12 protein-coding genes are annotated in these 15,838 nt (G+C 73.4%); 7 read left to right on the top strand and 5 right to left on the bottom strand.

Annotated features, from left to right (window positions below):
* The first annotated feature begins 30 nt into the window (after positions 1 to 30).
* The 4 genes from DMP17_RS30780 to DMP17_RS30765 are packed head-to-tail and all read left to right on the top strand — an operon-like array spanning position 31 to position 4,793.
* A complete protein-coding gene (locus DMP17_RS30780) occupies positions 31 to 1,605 on the top strand; it encodes a sugar ABC transporter ATP-binding protein (RefSeq protein ID WP_337831362.1) in 1,575 nt (524 codons plus the stop codon).
* Positions 1,586 to 2,767 (top strand): ABC transporter permease, encoded by a 1,182-nt coding sequence (locus tag DMP17_RS30775; RefSeq protein ID WP_374203876.1) that lies wholly within the window; start codon positions 1,586 to 1,588, stop codon positions 2,765 to 2,767. The genes DMP17_RS30780 and DMP17_RS30775 overlap by 20 nt, the downstream gene beginning before the upstream one ends.
* Entirely contained in the window at positions 2,764 to 3,789 is a 1,026-nt protein-coding gene (gene yjfF, locus DMP17_RS30770; protein WP_226356838.1) for a galactofuranose ABC transporter, permease protein YjfF, read from the top strand. Before DMP17_RS30775 ends, yjfF begins: the two co-directional genes overlap by 4 nt.
* Positions 3,786 to 4,793: an aldose epimerase family protein gene (locus tag DMP17_RS30765; RefSeq protein WP_337831361.1), complete on the top strand. Its 1,008-nt coding sequence runs from the start codon at positions 3,786 to 3,788 to the stop codon at positions 4,791 to 4,793. The genes yjfF and DMP17_RS30765 overlap by 4 nt, the downstream gene beginning before the upstream one ends.
* A gap of 75 nt (positions 4,794 to 4,868) precedes the next feature.
* Here the strand turns inward: DMP17_RS30765 and mmsB are convergent, their stop codons facing one another.
* From mmsB to chvE, 3 genes are all read right to left on the bottom strand, one after another.
* Complete coding sequence (gene mmsB, locus DMP17_RS30760; RefSeq protein ID WP_337831360.1) at positions 4,869 to 6,119, bottom strand: multiple monosaccharide ABC transporter permease; 1,251 nt, start codon at positions 6,117 to 6,119, stop codon at positions 4,869 to 4,871.
* A complete protein-coding gene (locus DMP17_RS30755) occupies positions 6,116 to 7,633 on the bottom strand; it encodes a sugar ABC transporter ATP-binding protein (protein ID WP_337832757.1) in 1,518 nt (505 codons plus the stop codon). The genes mmsB and DMP17_RS30755 overlap by 4 nt, the downstream gene beginning before the upstream one ends.
* Positions 7,634 to 7,722: 89 nt before the next feature.
* Positions 7,723 to 8,853 (bottom strand): multiple monosaccharide ABC transporter substrate-binding protein, encoded by a 1,131-nt coding sequence (chvE, locus tag DMP17_RS30750; protein WP_443217983.1) that lies wholly within the window; start codon positions 8,851 to 8,853, stop codon positions 7,723 to 7,725.
* A gap of 558 nt (positions 8,854 to 9,411) precedes the next feature.
* Here chvE and araB point away from each other — a divergent pair.
* From araB to araA, 3 genes are read left to right on the top strand one after another with little or no spacing between them, the layout of a single operon-like run.
* Positions 9,412 to 11,115: a ribulokinase gene (araB, locus tag DMP17_RS30745; protein ID WP_226356834.1), complete on the top strand. Its 1,704-nt coding sequence runs from the start codon at positions 9,412 to 9,414 to the stop codon at positions 11,113 to 11,115.
* Complete coding sequence (locus DMP17_RS30740; protein ID WP_226365348.1) at positions 11,112 to 11,798, top strand: L-ribulose-5-phosphate 4-epimerase; 687 nt, start codon at positions 11,112 to 11,114, stop codon at positions 11,796 to 11,798. Before araB ends, DMP17_RS30740 begins: the two co-directional genes overlap by 4 nt.
* A gap of 31 nt (positions 11,799 to 11,829) precedes the next feature.
* Complete coding sequence (araA, locus tag DMP17_RS30735; RefSeq protein WP_226365349.1) at positions 11,830 to 13,341, top strand: L-arabinose isomerase; 1,512 nt, start codon at positions 11,830 to 11,832, stop codon at positions 13,339 to 13,341.
* Between the two features lie 84 nt (positions 13,342 to 13,425).
* Here the strand turns inward: araA and DMP17_RS30730 are convergent, their stop codons facing one another.
* Together DMP17_RS30730 and DMP17_RS30725 are read right to left on the bottom strand one after the other, a co-directional pair.
* Positions 13,426 to 14,547 carry a GDSL-type esterase/lipase family protein gene (locus DMP17_RS30730; RefSeq protein ID WP_337831358.1) on the bottom strand — a complete coding sequence of 374 codons (1,122 nt, stop codon included), beginning with the start codon at positions 14,545 to 14,547 and terminating at the stop codon, positions 13,426 to 13,428.
* Positions 14,544 to 15,836: a Gfo/Idh/MocA family protein gene (locus tag DMP17_RS30725; protein WP_226356830.1), complete on the bottom strand. Its 1,293-nt coding sequence runs from the start codon at positions 15,834 to 15,836 to the stop codon at positions 14,544 to 14,546. The genes DMP17_RS30730 and DMP17_RS30725 overlap by 4 nt, the downstream gene beginning before the upstream one ends.
* Between the last annotated feature and the right edge of the window lie 2 nt (positions 15,837 to 15,838).

Genomic DNA, 15,838 nt, shown 5'->3' with positions numbered 1-15,838 from the left:
CCGCGCCCGGGACGACTCCCGGAGACGACGATGACCGAGACCGGACCACCCCCGGCCGCCACGACCGATCCCGTGGTGGCACTGCACGGCATCGAGATCGGGTTCCCGGGGGTGAAGGCCCTCGACGGGGTCGACCTGCGGCTGTTCCCCGGCGAGGTGCACGCCCTGATGGGCGAGAACGGCGCCGGCAAGTCCACCCTGATCAAGGCCCTGACCGGGGTCCACGGCATCGACGCGGGCACCCTCACCGTCCGCGGCGAACGCCGGGAGTTCACCGGGCCCGGGCACGCCCAGGAGGCCGGGATCGCCACGGTCTACCAGGAGGTCAACCTCTGCCCGAACCTCTCCGTCGCCGAGAACATCATGCTGGGCCGCGAGCCGCGGGCCCCGTGGTGGGGCGGGCGGCGGATCGACCGGGCCGCGGTGCGGCGCACCGCCGTCGCGGTCCTCGGGCGGCTCGGGCTGGACCTCGACCCGGCCTCGCTCGTCGGTGACCACCCGCTCGCCGTGCAGCAGCTCGTCGCGATCGCCCGGGCCGTCGCCACCGACCTGTCGGTGCTGATCCTCGACGAGCCCACCTCCAGCCTCGACGCCGGTGAGGTCTGGGAGCTGTTCCGCGTCATCCGCGAGCTGCGCGACGCCGGGGTGGCGATCCTGTTCGTCTCGCACTTCCTCGACCAGGTCTACGAGCTCGCCGACCGCACCACGATCCTGCGCAACGGCCGTCTCGTCGGCGAGTACGCGATCGCCGACCTGCCGCGCCTGGAGATGGTGTCGAAGATGGTCGGCCACGCCCTGGAGGAGCTGGAGGACCTCGACCGCCAGCCCGCGGGCGAGGGCGCCACGCGCACCGGGACCCCGTTCCTCGACGCCCGGGGCATCGGCCGGGCCGGCGGTGTCGCCCCCGCCGACCTCGCGGTGCACCCGGGGGAGGTCGTCGGCGTCGCCGGGCTGCTGGGGTCGGGCCGCACCGAGCTGGTGCGGCTGCTGTTCGGCGCCGACCGCACCGAGACCGGGTCGATCCGGGTCGACGGCCGCGAGGTCACCCTCGGCGGCCCGACCGCGGCCGTCGCCGAGCACATCGCGTTCTGCTCCGAGGACCGCAAGGGCGAGGGCATCATCGCCGACCTGTCGGTGCGCGAGAACATCGTGCTCGCCCTGCAGGCCCGGCGCGGCTGGGCCCGCCGGATCCCGCGCCGCACCGCCGACACGCTCGTCGCGAAGTGGATCTCGGCGCTGGACGTCCGCCCGGCGGACCCGGACGCACTCGTCGGCAACCTCTCCGGCGGCAACCAGCAGAAGGTGCTGCTCGCCCGCTGGCTGATCACCGACCCGAAGCTGCTGATCCTCGACGAACCGACCCGCGGGATCGACATCGGCGCCAAGACCCAGATCCAGAAGCTGGTCGCGGAGCTCGCCGGCGACGGCATGGCCGTCGTCTTCGTCTCCGCCGAGCTGGAGGAGGTCGTGCGGCTCTCCGACCGGATCGCGGTGCTGCGCGACCGGCACAAGGTCGCGGAGCTGAGCCGCGCCGAGGCCTCCACCGCCGCCGTCATGGAGATCGTCGCCGAGGGAGGCACCCACCGTGGCACCCCTGCTGCCTGACCCCGCCCCCACCCGGACCGCCACCGGCGACCCGGACGGACCTACGGCGGCCGCCCCCGCGACGGCGGCGCCGGACGCCCCGGCCGCTCCCCCGTCACCGGGTCGGGGCACCGGGCCGCGCCCCTGGTCGCGCGTCGTCGGGTCGTCGCTGTTCTGGCCGGTCCTGACCCTGGCGGCGCTGCTGTTGGCCAACCTGGTGTGGTCGCCCGGGTTCTTCACGATCACCGTCCAGGACGGCGCCCTCTACGGCAGCCTGGTCGACATCGCCAAGAACGGCGCCCCGACCGCGCTGATCGCGCTCGGGATGACCCTCGTCGTCGCGACCCGCGGGATCGACCTGTCGGTCGGCGCCACGGTCGCGATCTCCGGGGCGGTGGCCTGCACCTGGATCGCGTCCTCGCCGGACCCCACCTCCCCCGGCGCGGCCCTGTCCGGGATCGGCGTCGCCCTGGTGCTGGCGCTGGTGCTCGGCGTCTGGAACGGGGCGATCGTCTCGGTGCTCGGGATCCAGCCGATCATCGCGACGCTGGTCCTCATGACCGCCGGGCGCGGCATCGCCATGCTGATCACCGACGGGCAGATCGTCACCGTGTCCAACCCGACCTACGCCGTGCTCGGCAGCGGGTTCTGGTTCGGCCTGCCGGTCGCGGTCGTGCTCACCGCACTGGTCTACCTCGCCGTCGCCCTGCTCACCCGGCGCACCGCGCTGGGGATGCTGCTGGAGTCGGTCGGCATCAACCCCACCGCGAGCCGGCTGGCCGGGGTGCGGGCCCGCGGCATCGTCTGGTCGGTCTACCTGTTCGTCGCGCTCTGCGCCGGCGTCGCCGGGCTGCTGATCAGCTCGAACGTCACCGCGGCCGACGCCAACAACGCCGGGCTCTGGATCGAGCTCGACGCGATCCTCGCCGTCGTGATCGGCGGGACGCTGCTGTCCGGCGGCCGGTACTCCATCGGCGGCACGCTGGTCGGCGCGCTGATCCTGCAGACGCTCACCACCACCGTCTACACCGTCGGCATCGCGCCCGAGGTGACGCTGGTGTTCAAGGCCGTCGTGATCATCGCGGTCTGCCTGCTCCAGTCCCCGAAGGTCCGGTCCGCCCTCGCCCGCAGGCGACGGAAGCCCGCCGGCACCCCGACCACCTCCCAGGCGGTGTCCCGATGACGACCACGACGCCCCGGCCCACCCGGCCGGACCCCACCGGATCGCTGCTGTCCCGCCTGCCCCGGCCCTCGACGCAGGTGCTGCCGGTCCTCGCGACGTTCGTGCTGTTCGTGCTCCTGTTCGGCGCGGGGTCGGTCCGCTACGACAACTTCCTGTCCCCGCAGGTCTTCCTCAACCTGTTCGTCGACAACGCCTACCTGATCGTCCTCGCGGTCGGCATGACCTTCGTGATCCTCACCGGCGGCATCGACCTGTCGGTCGGGTCGGTGGTCGCGCTGTCCGGGGTGCTGGCCGCGACGCTGCTCGCGGACGGCTGGCCCGCGCCGGCGGTGATGCTCGCGGTGCTGGTCGTCGGCGTCGCGCTGGGGACGGCGATGGGGCTGGTCATCCACCACCTGGAGATCCAGCCGTTCGTCGTGACGCTCGCCGGGATGTTCCTCGCCCGCGGGCTCTGCTACGTGATCAGCGTCGAGTCGGTCCCGGTGACCGACCCGACGTTCACCGCGATCGCGCAGGCCGCGATCCCGCTGGGCGGCAGGTCCTTCGTCAGCCCGTCGGTGGTCGTGGCGCTGGTCGTCGTCGCCGTCGCCGCGTGGGTGCTGCACCGGACCCGGTTCGGCCGGACCGTCTACGCCGTCGGCGGCAACCGGCACTCGGCGATGCTGATGGGACTGGCGGTCGGGCGCACTCGAGTCGCGGTCTACGCGATCAGCGGGTTCTGCTCGGCGCTGGCCGGGCTGCTGTTCACCTTCTACTCGCTGTCCGGGTACAGCCTGGCCGCCGTCGGCACCGAGCTCGACGCCATCGCCGCGACCGTCATCGGCGGGACGCTGCTGTCCGGCGGTGTCGGCCTGGTCGTCGGGTCGCTGCTCGGGGTGCTGGTGCTCGGCCTGATCCAGACCTTCATCTCCTTCGAGGGCACCCTCAGCTCGTGGTGGACCAGGATCGTGATCGGGGCCCTGCTGCTGGTGTTCGTGCTGCTGCAGCGGGCGTTCGCCCGGCGCGGGCCGGGCGCGTCGTGATCGACCTGGGCGGGCCCGGCGGGCCGGTCGCGGTGACGGTCGACCCGCACGGCGCCCGGCTCGCCGGGCTGCGCGCGCCCGACCGGGACGGCGTCGTCGACGAGGTGCTGCTCGGCTGCGCGGACCCGCGCACCGACCCGGCGTTCCGCGGCGCGACGGTCGGGCGCTTCGCCAACCGCATCGCCGGCGGGCGGTTCGTCCTCGACGGCACCGAGCACGTCCTGACGCGCAACGAGCCCGGGGCGTCGCTGCACGGCGGGTCGGCCGGGTTCGACCACGCCGACTTCGCCGCCGGGCCCGTCGAGCAGGTGCCCGGCGGACGGCGCGTCACGCTGACCCACCGCAGCCCCGACGGCGACGGCGGCTACCCCGGCACCCTGGACGTCGCCGTCGTCTACACCGTCACCGGGTCCGACGTGGCCATCGAGCTCACCGCCCGGACCGACGCCCCGACCGTGGTGAACCTGACCAACCACGCCTACTTCACCCTCGGCGGGGCCGGGGTGGCCGGCTGCGAGATCACCGTCTGGGCCGACCGCTACCTGCCCGTCGACGACCGTCTCGTCCCGCTCCCCGGTCCCCCGGCCCCGGTCGCGGGCACCCCGTTCGACCTGCGCGTCCCGGTCCGGGTCGGCGAGCGGCTCGGCCGGGACCACCCGCAGCTGGCGGTGGCCGGCGGCTTCGACCACACCTTCGTCCTCGACGACGGCGGCCCGGTCGTCGACGGCCTGCGCGGCGCGGCCCGGGTGGCCGAGCCGTTCACCGGCCGCACCCTCACCGTGTTCACCGACCGGCCGGGCGTGCAGTTCTACTCGGGGACGATGCTCGACGGCTCGATCACCTTCCCCGACGGGCGGCCCGCCCGCCGGGGCGCCGCGTTCTGCCTGGAGCCGCAGGACTTCCCGGACGCGCCCAACCGTCCCGACTACCCGTCGACGGTGCTGCGCCCGGGCGGGACCTACCGCAGCCGCATCCTGCTGCGCTGCGGCGTCGTCCCGGCCTGAACACCACGCACGACGGCGGCCGGTCGCGGGGGGGGATCCCCCACGGCCGGCCGCCGTCGTCGCCGGGAGCGGTGCTCAGGCGTCGCCGCGGGCGCGCCGCTTGTTCCACACGTCGAACGCGACGGCGAGCAGCAGCACGAGCCCCTTGACGACCGACTGCACGGACTGGTCGACCCCCATCAGCTGCATGCCGTTGCTCATCACGGCCATGATCAGGCCACCGACCAGCGCGCCGACCACGGTCCCGATCCCGCCGGTCACCGCGGCACCGCCGATGAACGCGGCGGCGATCGCGTCGAGCTCGAACATGGTGCCCGCCGCGGGCTGGGCGCCGTTGGACCGCGCCGAGTAGATGACCCCGGCGACGCCGGCCAGGAAGCCCATGTTCACGAAGATCCAGAACGTGACGGCCCTGACCCGCACCCCGGACAGCCGGGCCGCGGCCGCGTTGCCGCCGAGGGCGTAGACGTGCCGCCCGAACACCGTGTGCCGGGTGAGCAGCCCGTAGGCGAGCACCAGCACCGAGAGCACGACCAGCACCACGGGCAGCCCGCGGGAGGAGGCCAGCTGCCAGGCGAACGCCATGACGACCAGCCCGACGAGTGCGATCCGGCAGGCGAACAGCGGGAAGGACTCGACCTGCTGCAGGTCGAGCACCTTCGCGACCCGGCTCCGGTAGGCGAGCACCGCGTACCCGGCGACGCCGAGCGCGGCGATCAGGACGGTGAAGGCGTCGTAGCCCCGGCCGCCGATGAGCCCGTTGACGAAGCCGCCCGCGATCTGCTGGTAGCCCGCGGGGAACGGCGAGAGCGAGATGTTGCCCAGCACCTGCAGGGTCAGCCCGCGGAACAGCAGCATCCCGGCGAGGGTGACGATGAAGGCGGGGATGCCGACGTAGGCGACCCAGAAGCCGTGCCAGACACCGACCAGCACGCCGACGCCGACGGCCGCGACGACGCCGACCCACCAGGGCAGCCCGCCGCCGATCACCAGGACCGCGGCGACCGCGCCGGTCAGCGCGACCACCGACCCCACCGAGAGGTCGATGTGCCCGCCGACGACGACGATCACCATCCCGATCGCGAGGACCAGGATGTAGGAGTACTGCAGGACGATGTTGGTGATGTTGCCGGGGCTGAGCGAGACGCCGCCGGTGAGGACCGCGAACAGCGCGACGATCGCCACGAACGCGATCACGATGCCGCTCTGGCGGACGTTGCCGGCCAACAGTCGTCGCAGGTCGCTCGTGCCGGAGTGCAGGGCCGCCGCCCCGGCGCCGGGACGCTCGTCGGAGGAGGGGTCCTTCTTCGGGAGGGTGCTGGTCATGCGGAGCTCTCCGCCTCCTGGGTCATGAGGGCCATCAGGCCCTCCTGGGTGGCCTCGGCGACCGGCACCTCACCGGTGATCCGTCCGGCCGACAGGGTGTAGACGCGGTCGCAGATCCCCAGGAGCTCGGGCAGCTCGGAGGAGATCACCAGGACCGCCTTGCCGGCCTCCACGAGCCGGTTGATGATCACGTAGATCTCGTAGCGGGCGCCGACGTCGATCCCGCGGGTCGGCTCGTCCAGGATCAGCACGTCCGGCTCGGTGAACAGCCACTTGGCCAGCACGACCTTCTGCTGGTTGCCGCCGGACAGGGTCCCGACCCCGACGCTGGTGCTCGCCGCCCGGATGCCGAGGTCGCGCCGGTAGGACTCGGCGACGCGCAGCTCGGCGTCGCCGTCGACCCAGCCGCGGCGGGCGAGCCGGCGCAGGCCCGCGCCGGAGACGTTGCGCCGGATGTCGTCGACCAGGTTCAGGCCGAGGTGCTTGCGGTCCTCGGTGACGTAGGCCAGCCCGGCCTTGATCGCGTCGGACACCGAGCGGGCGCGGACCTCGCGGCCCCCGACCCGCAGGGTGCCGCTGACGTCGCGGCCCCAGGACCGCCCGAACACGCTCATCGCGAGCTCGGTGCGGCCCGCCCCCATCAGCCCGGCGATGCCGACGACCTCCCCGGCCCGCACCGACAGCGACGCGGCGTCGACGACCTTGCGGTCCTGGGTCGGGTGCCAGACCGTCCAGTCGCTGATCCGCAGCAGCTCCTCCCCCGGACTGCTCACGCGGTCCGGGTAGAAGGAGGTGAGGTCGCGGCCGACCATCCCGCGGATGATGCGGTTCCGCGGGGCGGGCTCGTCGGCGACGGTGAAGGTCTCGACGGTCCGGCCGTCGCGGACGACGGTGGTGCGGTCGGCGATCGCAACGATCTCGTCGAGCTTGTGCGAGATGATGATCGAGGTGATGCCGTTGTCACGGAAGCGCCGGATCAGCTCGAGCAGGTGGGCGGAGTCGGTGTCGTTAAGCGCGGCGGTGGGTTCGTCGAGGACGAGCAGGCGCACGTCCTTGGTCATCGCCTTGACGATCTCGACGAGCTGCTGCTTACCGACGCCGAGCCGCCCGACCGGCGTCGCCGGGTTCTCGGTGAGGCCCACCTCGGCGAGCAGGCGGGCGGCCTCGGCGTGCGTGCGCCGCCAGTCGACCAGTCCCAGCCGGCCGCGCCGCTCGTTGCCGAGGAACACGTTCTCGGCGATCGACAGGTGCGGCACCAGCGCGAGCTCCTGGTGGATGATCACGACGCCGTCGGCCTCGGAGTCGCGGATCCCGGCGAACCGGGCCGGCCGGCCGTCGAGGACGATCTCGCCGTCGTAGGTGCCTGCGGGGTGCACCCCGGAGAGCACCTTCATCAGCGTCGACTTCCCGGCGCCGTTCTCACCGCAGATCGCGTGGATCTCGCCGCGGCGCACCGCGAGCGAGACCTCCGACAGCGCGGTCACCCCCGGGAAGGTCTTGGTGATGTCGCGCATCTCGAGGATGTTCTCCGGCGGGTCGCCGCCGGGGTCGTGGTCGGTCACGTCGTCCTCCGTCGCGGAAGGGATGGGCCGGCTCGACTGATTCAGCCCTGGCGGCCGCGGGCGACGTCCTCGGCGGTGTAGTAGCCCGAGTCGACGAGGACCTGCCGGATGTCGGCCTTGAACACGGTCCGGACCGGCAGCAGGAAGGACGGCACGACCTTCACCCCGTTGTCGTAGGTGGTGGTGTCGTTGGCCTGCGGGGTGCCGCCGTCGAGGAACGCCTTCGACGCGGTGACGGCCTGCTCGGCGAGCTTGCGGGTGTCCTTGAAGACCGTGGAGCTCTGCACCCCGTCGTCGATCAGCTTCACCGAGGCGATCTCGGCGTCCTGGCCGGTGACGGTCGGCATCGGCTTGGCCGCGGTGCCGAAGCCCGCGTTCTGCAGGGCGGTGATGACACCGCGGGAGATGCCGTCGTAGGGCGAGAGGACGCCGTCGGGGCGGCTGCCGTCATTGTAGGAGGAGGTGAGCAGGTCCTCCATGCGCTTCTGTGCGGTCTCCTGCGCCCAGCGCAGCGTGGCCGCCTGCTCGATGGTGGTCTGGCCGCTCTTCACCCGGACCGTGCCGTTGTCGATCAGCGGCTTGAGCACCGACATGGCGCCGTCGAAGAAGTAGAAGGCGTTGTTGTCGTCGAGCGAGCCCGCGAACAGCTCGACGACGACCGGGCCCTTCTCCGGGCCGGGCGCCCCGTCGGCGTCCTGCAGGCCCATGCCGCGCAGCAGGGCCTTCGCCTGGGCGACGCCGACCTGGAAGTTGTCGAAGGTGACGTAGAAGTCGACGTTCGGGCTCTCCCGGATCAGCCGGTCGTAGGCGATGACCGGGATGCCGGCGTCCTTGGCCGCCTGCAGCTGCCCGGACAGGGCGGTGCCGTCGATGGCCGCGACGAGCAGCAGGTCGGCACCGCTGGTGACCATCTGGTCGATCTGCTGGGACTGGGTCGGGATGTCGTCGCCCGCGTACTGCAGGTCGACCTGGTAGCCGGCCGCGGTGAGCTGGTCGCGGACGGCGTTGCCGTCGGCGATCCAGCGCTCGGAGGTCTGGGTCGGCATCGACACGCCGACCGTCAGGTCACCGGGTGCCGCACCCGCCCCCGCGCCGCCACCTCCCCCGGCTCCCTGGCCGCCGCAGGCGGCCAGTCCCAGCACCAGCAGGGCACCGACGGCGACGGTGCGCATCCTCGTGAACACAGGCGATCTCCTCGTCGAGACGGCAGCGGGCGGGTCTCACCGGTCAGGTCGGGAGAGACACTGAATGTGAACGCTAACCAGCGACGAAGAGCGACGGAAGTGTCGTTATCCGTCCGTTATGTACCGCCCTGAACAGAGTCGATCAGTCCCGTACCGGTCACCGCCCGGTGCGGGCGGCGCCCACGACGACGCGAACGTTCCGCCTCACGTGAGGGTTAACACGAGCCGAGGAACCGCCGGGGCGCGACCGGCCCCCGGCTCGAGCCGAAGCGGCAGGTGCCGGAACGGGCCGCCGCGACCGCCGACACCCCCGACGCCGGCGCCGCCGGCCACCGGCGCCGGCCCCGCCCGACCCGGCGCCCCGGCCTGGCGACCGGCCCCGACGACCCGGCCGGCGGCGACGCACAGCAGGTGAACGTGCCGCACGATCGACCCCGCTGCGAGCAGGGACCGGGATCTGACCGTTGAGTTCGTACGCTGTTAGCGATAACATCTGCTCGCCGCCCGATCGCTCGGCCGGCCGTTTCGTGACCCGAGGAAGTGCTCATGATCCGACCACCGGTCGACCCCGCCGACGCCCTCGTGGTGGGCGTCGACTTCGGGACGCTGTCCGGACGGGCGGTCGTCGTCCGTGCCGCCGACGGGGCCGAGCTCGGCACCGCCGTCCACGCCTACACCCACGCCGTCGTCACCGACGCCCTGCCGGGCCGGCCGGACCTGCGCCTGCCGCCGGACTGGGCGCTGCAGGTGCCGTCGGACTACGTCGACGTCCTGCGCCACGCCGTCCCCGAGGCGGTCGCCGCCGCCGGGGTGGACCCGGCACGGGTGGTCGGCATCGCCACCGACTTCACCGCCTGCACCATGGTCCCGACCCTCGACGACGGCACCCCACTGAACGAGGTGCCCGATCTCGCCGACGAGCCGCACGCCTACACCAAGCTCTGGCGCCACCACGCCGCCCAGCCGCAGGCCCACCGCATCAACGCCCTCGCCGCCGAGCGCGGCGAGAGCTGGCTCCCCCGCTACGGCGGGTTCATCTCCTCGGAGTGGGAGTTCGCGAAGGGCCTGCAGGTCCTGGAGGAGGCCCCCGCGGTCTACGCCCGGACCGAACGCTGGGTCGAGGCCGCGGACTGGATCGTCTGGCAGCTGTGCGGCCGCTACGTCCGCAACGCCTGCTCGGCCGGGTACAAGGGGATCCTGCAGGACGGCGCCTATCCCGGCCGCGACTTCCTCGGTGCGCTGAACCCGGCCTTCGCCGGGTTCGCCGAGACCAAGGTCGCCCACGAGATCGGCGAGCTGGGCGCCGTCGCCGGGACGCTGACCGCCGAGGCGGCAGGCTGGACCGGGCTGCCCGAGGGCATCGCGGTCGCCGTCGGCAACGTCGACGCCCACGTCACCGCCGCCGCGGCGAACGCCGTCCGGCCCGGGCAGATGGTCGCGATCATGGGGACCAGCACCTGCCACGTCATGAGCTCCGACGTGCTGCGCGAGGTGCCCGGGATGTGCGGCGTCGTCGACGGCGGCATCGTCTCCGGGCTCTGGGGCTACGAGGCCGGGCAGAGCGGCGTCGGCGACATCTTCGGCTGGTTCGTCGAGCACGGCGTGCCGCCCGCGTACCACGAGGCCGCCCGGGCGCGGGGCCTCGGCGTGCACGAGTACCTGACCGAGCTGGCCGCCGGGCAGGCGGTCGGCGAGCACGGGCTCGTCGCGCTGGACTGGCACTCGGGCAACCGGTCGGTGCTGGTGGACCACGAGCTGTCCGGCGTCGTCGTCGGGCAGACCCTCGCGACCCGGCCCGAGGACACCTACCGGGCGCTGCTGGAGGCCACCGCGTTCGGCACCCGGATGATCGTGGAGACCTTCGCGGCCTCCGGCGTCCCGGTGACCGAGCTGATCGTCTCCGGCGGGCTCACCCGGAACGCCCTGCTCATGCAGATCTACGCCGACGTGACCCGGCTGCCGCTCACCGTCGTCGAGACCGGGCAGGGCCCGGCCCTGGGCTCGGCGATCCACGCGGCCGTCGCCGCGGGGGTCCACCCCGACATGCCCACCGCGGCCGCCGCGATGGGCCGCGTCCGGGAGGGCGCACACCTGCCCGACGAGGAGTCGGCGAAGTCCTACGACGCCCTGTTCGCCGAGTACACGCGCCTGCACGACCACTTCGGCCGGGGCGGCGACGACGTGATGCACCGCCTGCGCGCGATCCGCCGCGAGGCGCGCGCCCAGCGAGAAGGAGACCTCGACGCATGACCGACACCCTGGCCTCCCCCGGCGTCGCCGCCACCGTGGCGCGGCTGCGCGAGCAGGTGTGTGCGCTGCACGCCGAGCTGGTCCGCTACGGGCTGGTCGTCTGGACCGCGGGCAACGTCTCGGCCCGCGTCCCCGGCCACGACCTGATGGTCATCAAGCCCAGCGGGATCTCCTACGACGACCTGACCCCGCAGACCATGGTGCTGTGCGACCTGCACGGCACCCCGGTCGAGGGTGACCTGACGCCGTCGTCGGACACCGCGGCGCACGCCCACGTCTACCGGGCCATGCCCGGGGTCGGCGGCGTGGTGCACACCCACTCCACCTACGCCAGCGCGTGGGCGGCGCGCGCCGAGCCGATCCCGTGCGTGCTCACCGCGATGAGCGACGAGTTCGGCGGGGACATCCCGGTCGGCCCGTTCTCGCTGATCGGCGACGAGTCGATCGGCCGCGGCGTCGTCGAGACCCTGACCGGCAGCCGCTCCCCCGCCGTGATCATGCAGAACCACGGCGTGTTCACCATCGGCGCCGACGCCCGCGCCGCGGTGAAGGCCGCGGTGATGTGCGAGGACGTCGCCCGCACCGTGCACCTCGCCCGCCAGCTCGGCGACACCGTGCCCATCCCCCAGGACGAGATCGACAGTCTCTGGGACCGCTACCAGAACGTCTACGGGCAGCGCTGAGCGCCGCAGGCCCCCGAAGGAGGAATGTCCGATGAGTGGCTCGCTGCTCGACAGCTACGAGGTCTGGTTCCTGACCGGGAGCCAGGGCCTCTACGGCGAGGAGACCCTCGCCCAGGTCGCCGACCAGTCGAAGGTCGTCGCCGACCGGCTCGACACCGCCGACGAGATCCCGGTGCGGGTGGTGTGGAAGCCCGTCCTCACCGACGCCGACGCCATCCGGCGGATCTGCCTGGAGGCCAACGCCGACGACCGCTGCCTCGGCGTCATCACCTGGATGCACACCTTCTCCCCGGCGAAGATGTGGATCCCCGGGCTCGAGGCGCTGACCCGCCCGCTGCTGCACCTGCACACCCAGGCCGGTGTCGACCTCCCCTGGTCGGAGATCGACATGGACTTCATGAACCTCAACCAGGCCGCGCACGGCGACCGCGAGTTCGGCTACGTCCAGACCCGGCTCGGCCTGGCCCGCAAGACCGTCGCCGGGCACGTCTCCGACCCGGTGCTGCGGGACCGCATCGGGACCTGGACCCGCGCGGCCGCCGGTGCCGCCGAGCTGCGCGCGCTCCGGCTGGTCCGGTTCGGCGACTCCATGCGCGACGTCGCCGTGACCGACGGCGACCGGGTCGAGGCCACCCGGGTGTTCGGGATGTCGGTGCAGACCTACGGCGTGAACGACCTCGTCGCCGTCGTCGACCAGGTCCCCGACACCGACGTCGACAAGCTCGTCGCCGAGTACGCCGAGGTCTACGCCGTCGCCCCCGAGCTGCTCCCCGACGGCGACCGGCACGAGGCGCTCCGCTACGGCGCGCGGGTCGAGATCGGGCTGCGCTCGTTCCTGGAGGCGGCGGGCGCGCAGGCGTTCACCACGAACTTCGAGGACCTCGGCGGACTGCGCCAGCTCCCCGGTCTCGCGGTGCAGCGCATGATGGCCGACGGCTACGGCTTCGGCGCCGAGGGCGACTGGAAGACCGCGGCGATGCTGCGCGCGGTGAAGGTCGTCGCCACCGGGCTGCCCGGCGGCACGTCGTTCATGGAGGACTACACCTACCACCTGCGGCCCGGCCGTGAACGCATCCTCGGGGCGCACATGCTGGAGGTCTGCCCGAGCATCACCGGGTCCCGGCCGTCGCTGGAGATCCACCCGCTGGGCATCGGCGGGCGCGAGGACCCCGTCCGGCTGCGGTTCACCGCCGACCCGGGCCCGGGCGTGGTGCTCGGCATCTGCGACCTCGGCGAGCGGTTCCGCCTGGTCAGCAACGACGTCGAGGTCGTCGACCCGGACGAGCCCATGCCGAGGCTGCCGGTGGCGACGGCGACCTGGGTCCCGGAACCGTCGCTGGCCACCTCGGCCGAGTGCTGGCTGATGGCGGGCGGCCCGCACCACACGGTGCTCTCGACCGCCGTCGGCGTCGAGGCCCTCGACGACCTGGCCGAGATCGTCGGGACCGAGCTGGTGCACATAGGCGACAGCACGAGCCCGCGGACCTTCCTGCACGAGCTGCGCTGGAACAACGCCTACCACCGGCTCGCGCGGGGCTTCTGAGCTCCGCTCCCCGGCCCCGGTGCCGGCCGCCCCCGACGGGTGGCCGGCACCGTGGTCCACGGGGCCGAGGACCCTCCCCCGGGCTCAGACCGATCGACCGAGCACCTCGGCCGCCACGTCCGCCATGCGGTCGAGGCCCGCGTCGCCCGGGTGCAGGTGGTCCCCGCTGTCGAAGCGCGGGGCGAGCGCGATCGCGCCCGGCCCGGATCGCAGGGCGGCGTCGAAGTCGACGACGCCGCTGCCCAGGCCGCGGATCCACTCGTTGACCTCGGCGCGGCGCAGCTCGCGCTCGCGGTCGAAGCCCTCGGCCCCGTCGAACGGGGTCACGGTGGCGGTCAGCACCGACAGGCCCGCGTCCCGGGCCCGGGCGCCGATCCCGTCCAGCGCCCGGATCAGCTGCTCCGAGCTCGGCAGCTGGTCCTCGGGCGCCATCGTCCCCGGATGACCGAGGTCGTTGACCCCGAGCGCGACGACGACGTGGGTCCGCCCGGCGGTCGCGAGCACGTCGCGGTCGAACCGCGACCGGCCCGAGGCCCCGAAGACCGGTCCGAAGGGCCCGGCCCCGTCGAGCCGGAGCCGGTTGCCCGCGATGCCCCGGTTGACCACCGCGACCGGCCGGTCCCGCAGCCGCCGGGCCGTGCGTTCCGGCCAGCCCGCCGCGGTGATGGAGTCCCCGAGGCAGACCACCACCGGGGTGGGGACGTCGCGGAGCACCTCGACGTCGCGCAGCACCGGTGCGGGCAGCTCCATCTCGGCACCGTCGGGCAGCGTCAGCACGGGCGTGGCCCGGCCCGGGAAGTGGTCGGACCCGGCGTGGTCGCCGGGTGCGGACGGGTGCCACGTCGCGGTGGACACGTTCGCGGTGGCGTACCGCCAGGGCCCCGGCAGGTACAGGTCCACCTCGACCGCGGCGCCGGCGACGACCGCGAGGTCCACCGGATCGCAGACGAGGTCCTCCCCGGCCGGGACGTCCACGGCGGACCGTCCGCCGAACCGCATCGGGGCGGCGCGTCCGTCCACCCGCACCGCGGCCCGGCCGACGTGCAGGGGCGTGGTCCCGAAGCGGTTGCTGAGGCCCGCCCGCAGCCGCTCACCGCCGACGCCGGCCTCCACGGTGATCCGCACCGTCACGTCGCGCAGCTCGAGGTCGGCCACGGCCACATCGGTGACGGCCTGGGTCCAGCTCGCGGTCCAGGCCGGGCTCACGACCGCGCGTCCCCGGACGGCCCGGCCGGCGGGCCCGCGGCCCGCGGGTTCCACGCTCCCCGGGCGACGGCGGGGACGAAGTCCTCGAACCCCTCCTCCAGGGAGACGGTGCGGCCCTGTTCGGCCGAGGCGTAGGCGGCCATCAGCAGGCGCACCACCTCCAGGCCGTTGGCGAGGGACTCCGCGGGCTGCTCGCCGCGCAGGAACGCCGTCGCGAACGCCGCGTTCTCCGCGGTGTAGCCGTAGCTCGCGGACTCGTCGGGGACGATCGGCATCAGGCCCTGCTCGGCGTTCTGCTTCTCCACCAGGTCCTCGCCCTCGTCCTGCATCAGCCTGCGGGACAGGAAGACCTTCGACTCGGTGTCGAGGGTGTCCGCGGACATCGAGTACTCGGGTCCGAGCATCTCGAACGACAGCCGCAGCCCCGCGCCGACGTAGCTCCAGGACGTGGTGGCCTCGACGACCACGGGCTCGCCGTCGCCGTTGCGGAACTCGTAGACGGCGTGCGCGTAGTCCTCCGACGGCGTGCGCCGGTAGTCGTTGACGCCCGGATACCGCTCCAGCAGCTCGGTGGCGTACCGGGACCGGCCCCACTTCAGCGACGCGATCGACGCCGACACCGAGACCGGGGTGAGCCAGGTGGCCGGGTCCGTCCCGGGCGGGGTGAGCAGGTAGCGGCCGGCCTCGACCGAGTGGCACAGCATGTCGCTGAGCACCCCGCCGCCCTCCTGCTCGCCGTTCCAGAACCAGGTGTTGTGCGGCCCGGAGTGCTCCTCGGCCGCCCGGGCGAGGTACGGCGTCCCCGCCCCCGGTACCGCCCGGCTCCAGATGAGGGCGTGCGAGCGGGTGATCGCCGGCGCGAACACCTGGTTCTCCAGGTAGCCGTGCAGCAGGCCGGCACCGGTGACCAGCCCCAGCACCTCGGCGGCCTCGGCGACCGTGCGTCCGACCGGCTTCTCGATCGCGATGCCGCGCAGCTGCGCCCGGCCGGAGGTCACCTCCGCGCAGATCGCGCGGACGACCTCCAGGCGGGCGTGGTTGGGGACCAGCACCCAGACCGCGTCGACCCGCGGGTCCCGGACGAGCGCGGCGACGTCGTCGTAGGCGGTGACACCGGTCCCGACGCCGAGCCCCTCGGCCTCGCGCGCGAGCGCCTCGGCCGAGGCCCGGGTGCGGGAGGCGGTGGCGACGACGTCACCGTCGCGGACGCCCTGCCACGACCGGACGTGGAACCGGCCGATGAATCCGGCGCCGACGATGCCGACGCCCAGTGTCGTACGGGTGGCCATGA

The organism is Pseudonocardia sp. TMWB2A, assembly GCF_017312135.1.
Note: the sequence above shows the minus strand (reverse complement) of the source record. Positions and strands in the feature narration are given on the sequence as shown.

What these genes read in the sequence shown, in the direction of transcription:
- DMP17_RS30740 (WP_226365348.1), top strand. Translation starts at nt 11,112, where the DNA reads ATGACCGACACCCTGGCCTCCCCCGGCGTCGCCGCCACCGTGGCGCGG.
- DMP17_RS30755 (WP_337832757.1), bottom strand. Translation starts at nt 7,633, where the DNA reads ATGCGCGACATCACCAAGACCTTCCCGGGGGTGACCGCGCTGTCGGAG.
- mmsB (WP_337831360.1), bottom strand. Translation starts at nt 6,119, where the DNA reads ATGACCAGCACCCTCCCGAAGAAGGACCCCTCCTCCGACGAGCGTCCC.
- DMP17_RS30725 (WP_226356830.1), bottom strand. Translation starts at nt 15,836, where the DNA reads ATGGCCACCCGTACGACACTGGGCGTCGGCATCGTCGGCGCCGGATTC.
- chvE (WP_443217983.1), bottom strand. Translation starts at nt 8,853, where the DNA reads ATGCGCACCGTCGCCGTCGGTGCCCTGCTGGTGCTGGGACTGGCCGCC.
- yjfF (WP_226356838.1), top strand. Translation starts at nt 2,764, where the DNA reads ATGACGACCACGACGCCCCGGCCCACCCGGCCGGACCCCACCGGATCG.
- DMP17_RS30780 (WP_337831362.1), top strand. Translation starts at nt 31, where the DNA reads ATGACCGAGACCGGACCACCCCCGGCCGCCACGACCGATCCCGTGGTG.
- araA (WP_226365349.1), top strand. Translation starts at nt 11,830, where the DNA reads ATGAGTGGCTCGCTGCTCGACAGCTACGAGGTCTGGTTCCTGACCGGG.
- araB (WP_226356834.1), top strand. Translation starts at nt 9,412, where the DNA reads ATGATCCGACCACCGGTCGACCCCGCCGACGCCCTCGTGGTGGGCGTC.